The 7,308-nt window shown below is 71.0% G+C and carries 5 protein-coding genes; 2 read left to right on the forward strand and 3 right to left on the reverse strand.

What is annotated here, in order from left to right; genetic code table 11:
* Window positions 1-91: 91 nt before the first annotated feature.
* From gltX to AB0917_RS22435, 3 genes are all read right to left on the reverse strand, one after another.
* Complete coding sequence (gene gltX, locus AB0917_RS22425; RefSeq protein WP_366821388.1) at window positions 92-1,576, reverse strand: glutamate--tRNA ligase; 1,485 nt, start codon at window positions 1,574-1,576, stop codon at window positions 92-94.
* Entirely contained in the window at window positions 1,569-2,354 is a 786-nt protein-coding gene (locus AB0917_RS22430; RefSeq protein ID WP_366821389.1) for a fumarylacetoacetate hydrolase family protein, read from the reverse strand. Before AB0917_RS22430 ends, gltX begins: the two co-directional genes overlap by 8 nt.
* A 112-nt stretch (window positions 2,355-2,466) precedes the next feature.
* Window positions 2,467-2,649 (reverse strand): hypothetical protein, encoded by a 183-nt coding sequence (locus AB0917_RS22435; protein WP_366821391.1) that lies wholly within the window; start codon window positions 2,647-2,649, stop codon window positions 2,467-2,469.
* 578 nt (window positions 2,650-3,227) lie between these two features.
* Here AB0917_RS22435 and AB0917_RS22440 point away from each other — a divergent pair.
* Together AB0917_RS22440 and AB0917_RS22445 are read left to right on the forward strand one after the other, a co-directional pair.
* Entirely contained in the window at window positions 3,228-6,986 is a 3,759-nt protein-coding gene (locus AB0917_RS22440; RefSeq protein WP_366821392.1) for a nitrate- and nitrite sensing domain-containing protein, read from the forward strand.
* Window positions 6,987-6,995: 9 nt separating this feature from the next.
* Window positions 6,996-7,308: roadblock/LC7 domain-containing protein (locus AB0917_RS22445; protein ID WP_366821394.1), on the forward strand; the 313-nt coding region annotated here is incomplete at its 3' end.

Consider the following 7,308-nt stretch of genomic DNA (forward strand, 5'->3'; position numbering starts at 1 on the left):
ACGGTAGCCGCCCGGCGGCGCTCGCGGAGGGCAAAGGCCGAGGAGGGCCGCAGCCGGTCGGCCGCGGCCCTCCTCGGGGTGTCCTGGCGCTCTACGCGGCCAGCTTCGCCAGAGCGGCGTCCACGCGGGCCAGGGACTTCTCGCGGCCCAGGATCTCCAGGGACTCGAAGAGCGGCAGGCCGACGGTGCGGCCGGTCACGGCGACCCGGACCGGGGCCTGGGCCTTGCCGAGCTTGAGGCCGTGCGCCTCGCCGGCGGTGAGCACGGCGTTCTTCAGCGACTCGGGGTCGCTCCAGTCCGCCGCCTCCAGGTTGGCGCGGGCCGTGGTCAGGAGGGCGGCCGGGTCGCCCTTCATCGCCTTGGCCCAGGACGCCTCGTCCTCCACCGGCTCGTCGAGGAAGAGGAAGTCGACGTTGTCGGTGATGTCGGAGAGCACCGTCACCCGGGTCTGGGCGTACGGGGCGATCCGCGTCCACTTCTGGGCGTCGAAGGCCTCCGGGGCCCAGGGCGCGAAGGGGGCCTTCAGCCAGGGGCCGCAGGCCTCGGTGAACGCCTTCACGTCGAGCATGCGGATGTGCTCGGCGTTGATGTGCTCGCACTTCTTGAGGTCGAAGCGGGCCGGGTTGGCGTTGACGTCCTCGATGTCGAACGCCGCGATCAGTTCGTCCACCGAGAAGATGTCGCGGTCCTCGGCGATCGACCAGCCCAGCAGCGAGAGGTAGTTCAGCAGCCCCTCGGGGAGGAAGCCGCGCTCCCGGTAGAGGTTGAGGGAGGCCTGCGGGTCGCGCTTGGAGAGCTTCTTGTTGCCCTCGCCCATGACGTACGGCAGGTGGCCGAAGGCGGGGGTCTCCTTGGCGATGCCCAGCTCGGCGAGGGCCCGGTACAGGGCGATCTGGCGCGGGGTGGAGGAGAGCAGATCCTCGCCGCGCAGGACGTGGGTGATCTCCATCAGCGCGTCGTCGACCGGGTTGACCAGCGTGTAGAGCGGGGCCCCGTTGGCGCGGACGATGCCGTAGTCCGGGACGTTCTCCGGCTGGACGGTGATCTCGCCGCGGACCAGGTCGGTGAAGGTGATCGCCTCGTCGGGCATCCGGAAGCGGACGATCGAGGTGCGGCCCTCGGCCTCGTACGCGGCCTTCTGCTCGGCGGTGAGGTCGCGGCAGTGGCCGTCGTAGCCGGACGGCTTCCCCGCGGCGCGGGCGGCGTCGCGGCGGGTGTCCAGCTCCTCGGTGGTGCAGTAGCAGGCGTACGCGTACCCGGCGGCGAGCAGCTTCTCGGCGACGTCCTTGTACAGGTCCATCCGCTGCGACTGGCGGTAGGGGGCGTGCGGGCCGCCGATCTCGGGGCCCTCGTCCCAGTCCAGGCCCAGCCAGCGCATCGAGTCGAGCAGCTGCCGGTAGGAGTCCTCGGAGTCGCGCGCGGCGTCGGTGTCCTCGATCCGGAAGACCAGGGTGCCCTGGTGGTGCCGGGCGAAGGCCCAGTTGAACAGGGCCGTGCGGACCAGGCCCACGTGGGGGTTGCCGGTCGGGGAGGGACAGAAACGTACGCGGACGGGTGCGACGGGTGCGTTAACCACGCTTGATCACCTTGTTGGTGAGAGTGCCGATGCCTTCGATGGTGACGGCGACCTCGTCGCCGACGTGCAGGGGTCCGACCCCTGCGGGGGTTCCGGTGAGGATCACGTCGCCCGGGAGGAGCGTCATGGCCTCCGTGATGTGGACGATCAGGTCCTCGATGGAGCGGACCATGTCGCTCGTACGGCCGAGCTGTCGCTGCTCGCCGTTGACCGTCGCCTGGATGGTGAGGTCGTGGGGGTCCACGTCGGTCTCCACCCAGGGGCCCAGCGGGCAGGAGGTGTCGAAGCCCTTGGCGCGGGCCCACTGCTTCTCGCGCTGCTGCACGTCGCGGGCGGTGACGTCGTTGGCGCAGGTGTAGCCGAGGATGACGTCCTTGACGCGCTCGCGCGGGACCTCGCGGCACATGCGGCCGATGACCACGGCCAGCTCGGCCTCGTGGTGCAGGTCCTGGGAGAAGGAGGGGTACTCGATCGCGTCGCCGGAGCCGATCACCGAGGTGGTGGGCTTGAAGAAGGTGATCGGCGCGTCGGGGACCTCGTTGCCGAGCTCGGCGGCGTGCTCCGCGTAGTTGCGGCCGATGGCCACGACCTTGTTGGGGAGCACGGGGGGCAGCAGCCGGACCTTGTTCAGCGGGACCTTGGTGCCCGAGAGCTCGAAGTCGGCGTACGGGATGCCCTTGATGATGTCGAGGACGAGGTCACCGGATTCCACGGTGCCCTGCCCCTCGACGGCGCCGAAGGCGACATTGCCGTCGATGGAGAACCTGGCGATGCGCACGGGATGCTGTCGCCCCTCACTTGCTGGCTGACTGAAGACTGACGCTCCAGGCTAGCGGCCGGGCGAGGCGCCGGCGCGGTGAGGGGGCACAGCCTCGCCCGTTGCGGGACCGCTACCGGGCAGGCGTGACCGGGGCTTCCATGAGGATGGTGCGGCGCGGGTTGGCCGTCACGGTGGGCAGTTCGGCGGCGTGCTCCGGCAGGAAGGGCGCCTGAAGCGCTTCGGCGTCCTCGAGGTGCGCCAGCGTGGTGCGCCGGGGGTTGGCAATGTTGCGGAGCGTCGTCGTCGTCTTCATCTGCCGTCAGGACCCTGTCGGTAGGGGCGCCGCCTCGGCGGCGCCTGCTTGTCGGATTCGCCATCCGTGTAAAGCGTCAGGCTAAACATCCGATTCCCCGCCGAAGCCGGGATGAGGCGACGATCATCATGTGAGTTTGCTCACGAAGTAATCGACAATTGTCCCATTACGGACAGGTGATCATGGCGCGAGAAACGGACATTACCTCCCTGAATCCACCATTCCGCTCCTGATCATCGCGACTGGGACACCCCCCACCCCTAAGCGACTCCTCCCCGATAGTCCGTTTTACCCACGATCACTCTCCACCGCTTGTTACTCGTTCATCACAACGTGTCACCCAGGTCACAGCCCGGTACATGGCCCTTGTTGGAGATCCTGCACTGTGCTGGAATTCCACGCACCGCCGCGGGTTTCAGACCGGCGCACCGGGGCGCGACGCAGCGCCGAGCGGCGGCGGGAGGGGGAAGTACGCCGGTCACTCAACGACCACCATGGGGCGCGTCCAGCGCCCCACGACGCCGACACCGTTCTGTCCCTATCCGGACGGAACGCCTGGTCCAGAGGTTGCGACGCTAGTGCAGGGACGTTTCAAGAGGGATGGCAGCGCTCCGGCGGAACAGGAGCCGCGCGGCGGGACCGACCGCGGTTCCTCGCCCCAGCACGCCCAGAACCCCGGGCCGGCCGCTGCCGGCGACAACAGCGACCGTGCGCAGCGCCCGGGGTCCACGACGAGCGGCGGAGCAGAGCCGGGCACGCCCCCCGCTTCCCGCGGCCCCGTCGACACGGGCTCGCGAATAGCGCTCCGTAACTGGCGCATCAGTACGCGACTGGTCTCGCTCCTCGCCCTCCCCGTGGTCGCCGCGACCAGCCTGGGCGGTCTGAGGATCAACGAGTCCATGACCGACATGCAGCAGCTGGAGCACATGCAGCTGCTGACCCAGATGACCAAGCAGGCGACCTCGCTCGCCCAGGCCCTCCAGGTGGAGCGCGACCAGTCCGCCGGTCCGCTCTCCAACGGCTCCAAGGCGACCGACTACAAGGTCTCCCAGCCCCGGGAGAAGACCGACCGGGCCAAGGACGCGTTCCTCGACGCGACCAACGAGATCGGCGACTTCGAGAACGACGACGCCCTGGAGAGCATCCACGCGAGCGTCGCCCAGATCGCCTCCCAGCTCGGCGACATCCGGTCGATCCGCAAGTCGGCGTACGAGGACGGCGCGCCGTCCCTCAACACCATCGACCAGTACAGCCAGCTGATCACCTCGCTGCTCAGCCTGTCCCAGGACATGGCCCAGGCGACCAGCAACCCGGACATGATCAAGCGGACCCGGGCCCTGGCGGCGTTCTCCTCCGCCAAGGAGTACGCCTCGATCCAGCGCGCGGTCATCGCGGCCGCGCTGCCCGGCGGCTCGGTCAAGGAACCGCACCTCAACGAGAACGACAAGCAGTTCGGCTCCAACGCTCTCGACAAGGAGAACCGGGCGATCAGCTCGTTCAAGTCGATCTACGGATCGACCGGCGAGAGTGCGGTGGACCTGATGGCTCCGCTGGACAACGGCAACAACCCCGAGATCAACGCGGCGAACATGTACGCCAAGCACGTCCTCGACACCCCGAACGGGATCGACGGGGCGAAGGTGCGCTCGTACATGGACTGGTACGACCAGTCCTCCACCAAGATCGACGCGATGAAGACGATCGAGACCACCCTCCTCAGCGACATGGAGGCCAAGGCGCGCGAGCTGCGCGAGGCCTCCCAGCGCGAGGCGATCATCAACGGTGTGGTCATCCTCATCGTGCTCGGTGTCTCGCTCGTCGGCGCCTTCGTGGTGGCCCGCTCCATGATCCGCTCGCTGCGCCGCCTCCAGGACACCGCCACCCGCGTCGCCCAGGACCGGCTGCCCGAGCTCGTCAAGCAGCTCTCCGAGACCGACCCGCAGGACGTCGACACCTCCGTCGAGTCGGTCGGTGTGCACTCCCGGGACGAGATCGGCCAGGTGGCCGCGGCCTTCGACGACGTGCACCGCGAGGCCGTCCGCCTCGCCGCCGAGCAGGCCCTCCTGCGAGGCAACGTCAACGCGATGTTCACCAACCTCTCGCGACGTTCGCAGGGCCTCATCCAGCGTCAGCTCTCGCTCATCTCCGAGCTGGAGTCGCGCGAGGCCGACCCGGACCAGCTCTCCTCGCTCTTCAAGCTCGACCACCTCGCGACCCGTATGCGCCGTAACGGCGAGAACCTCCTCGTCCTCGCGGGTGAGGAGCCGGGCCGCCGGTGGACCCGCCCCGTCCCGCTGGTCGACGTGCTCCGTGCCGCCGCCTCCGAGGTGGAGCAGTACGAGCGCATCGAACTGTCCGCGGTGCCCGCCACCGAGGTCGCGGGCCGGGTCGTCAACGACCTCGTGCACCTCCTCGCCGAGCTGCTGGAGAACGCGACGTCGTTCTCCTCGCCGCAGACGAAGGTCAAGGTCACCGGCCACGCGCTGCCCGACGGCCGCGTGCTGGTCGAGATCCACGACACCGGTATCGGCCTCTCCCCCGAGGACCTCGCGGCGATCAACGAGCGGCTCGCGCAGCCGCCCACCGTGGACGTCTCGGTCTCCCGCCGCATGGGTCTGTTCGTGGTCGGCCGGCTGTCGCTGCGTCACGGCATCCGCATCCAGCTGCGCCCCTCCGACTCCGGCGGCACGACCGCGCTCGTCATGCTGCCCGTCGATGTCGCCCACGGCGGCAAGCAGCCCCCGTCCAAGCAGGGCCCCGGCCAGCAGCCCGGCGGCGCCCCCGGCGGCCTGCTCGCCGGCAACGGCAACGGCGCGGCGGGCGGCCAGCGCCCCGGGATCGGCGGCGCACCGGGCGGACCGGGCGCCAAGAGCCTCGGCTCCGGCCCCGGCGGCCAGCGCGGCCAGGTCGGTGCGGGCTCCGGCCCGCGCGCCGCACTCCCCGCGCGGGACAACGGCTCCGGCCGTCCGCAGGGCCAGCAGAACAACGGCCCGCAGGGCCCCGGCAACCCGAACCAGGGCTCTCAGCCCTTCCCGGGCCAGGAGCCGCAGCGCCAGGGCGGCGGTCTCTCCGGCGCCTTCGGCAACGGCGCCCGGCTCGGCGCGCGCGGCGGTCAGGGCGAGGCCCCCGGCCGTACGGAGACGGGCCAGCCCAACCTGTTCGGTCACGGCGCTCCGGCCTCCCCCGGCCGGGACAGCCGCTCGAACGCGTTCGCCCCGCAGCACCAGCAGGGCCAGCAGGGCCAGCAGCACCAGCAGGGCCCCGGTGCCCAGCACCAGCCCCAGCAGGCCCGGCACGAGCAGAACGGCCCCGGCGCCCAGGGCGGCTTCCAGCAGCCCGGCGGCCCCGGCCGTCAGCTGCCGCCGACCGGCGGCCCGCGGGCCGAGCTGCCCGGCGGCAGCCCGCAGCAGCGCCCGCAGGCCGCGGGCTGGGGCGTGGACGCCCCGCGCGGCCACGAGGAGCACGACGCGACCGGGCAGTTCGCCCGGCCGACGGGGGCCGGCCAGGACCAGGGGTTCGACAACCCGCTGACCCAGCGGCCGGTGGACGGCCGCCAGGACCCGGGCGTCACCTCCGAGTTCGCCCGGCCCGACTTCTCGGCGCCGCAGGCCCCCCAGGGCCAGGGGTACGGCCAGCAGGGCCAGGACCCGGCGAGCACCACGCAGTTCGCGCGGCCGGACTTCAACGCGCCGCTCCAGCAGGGCCAGGACCAGGGCCAGCAGCTGCCCGCGCCGCGTCAGCGCGGCCGGGACGAGGTCGGCTTCGGTGCCCCGCGTCCGTCGGCGCCGCCGGCGGGCGAGGCCCCCTACCGTCCCGCGCTGCCCCAGCAGCCGGAGGCCCTGCCGCCGGCCGGTCCCGGGGACGGCCGTACGCCGCTGTACGACACCCTGGAGACCAACTGGTTCCACGGTCCGGGCCAGGGCGGCCAGCAGGGCGGCGAGCAGCCGCAGGCGCCGGCGCCCGCCGCCGCGGAGCCGACCGGTGTGCCCGTTCCGCCCATGCCCCAGCGTGGTGCGGCCGACGCTCCGCCGGTCACCAGTTCCTGGCGCGCTTCGCCCAACGACGAACTCGTACGCCAGGCCGAGCGGGTCAAGAAGCCGGCCGCCGGCGGGGTCACCACTTCCGGGCTGCCCCGCCGTGTTCCCCGCGCCAATTTGGTTCCGGGGACCGCTCAGCAGCAGAATCACCAGTCCGGACCTCAGGTTTCGCGTGCGCCCGATGACGTACGCGGTCGTCTGACCAATCTCCGCCGGGGCATCCAGCAGGGACGGCAGGCCAACAACGGCCCGTCGACCGGCAGTATCCATCTCGGCCCCACTCACCAGCAGGAGCGTTAGTTGAGCCCCATGAGTCAGGCCGCGCAGAATCTGAACTGGCTGATCACCAACTTCGTGGACAACACCCCAGGGGTGTCCCACACGGTGGTGGTCTCCGCGGATGGCCTGTTGCTGGCGATGTCCGAAGGTTTCCCGCGCGACCGCGCCGATCAGCTGGCGGCCGTGGCCTCCGGTCTGACATCGCTGACCGCGGGTGCCTCCCGGATCTTCGAGGGCGGCGCCGTCAGCCAGACCGTTGTGGAGATGGAGCGCGGGTTCCTCTTCCTGATGTCCATCTCGGACGGTTCGTCACTGGCCGTCCTCGCCCACCCGGACGCCGACA

It is taken from the genome of Streptomyces sp. NPDC007346 (assembly GCF_040703535.1).
Taxonomy (GTDB): Bacteria; Actinomycetota; Actinomycetes; order Streptomycetales; family Streptomycetaceae; genus Streptomyces.

Coding starts and splice junctions, on each gene's coding strand:
- AB0917_RS22435 (WP_366821391.1), bottom strand. CDS start 2,649: ATGAAGACGACGACGACGCTCCGCAACATTGCCAACCCCCGGCGCACC.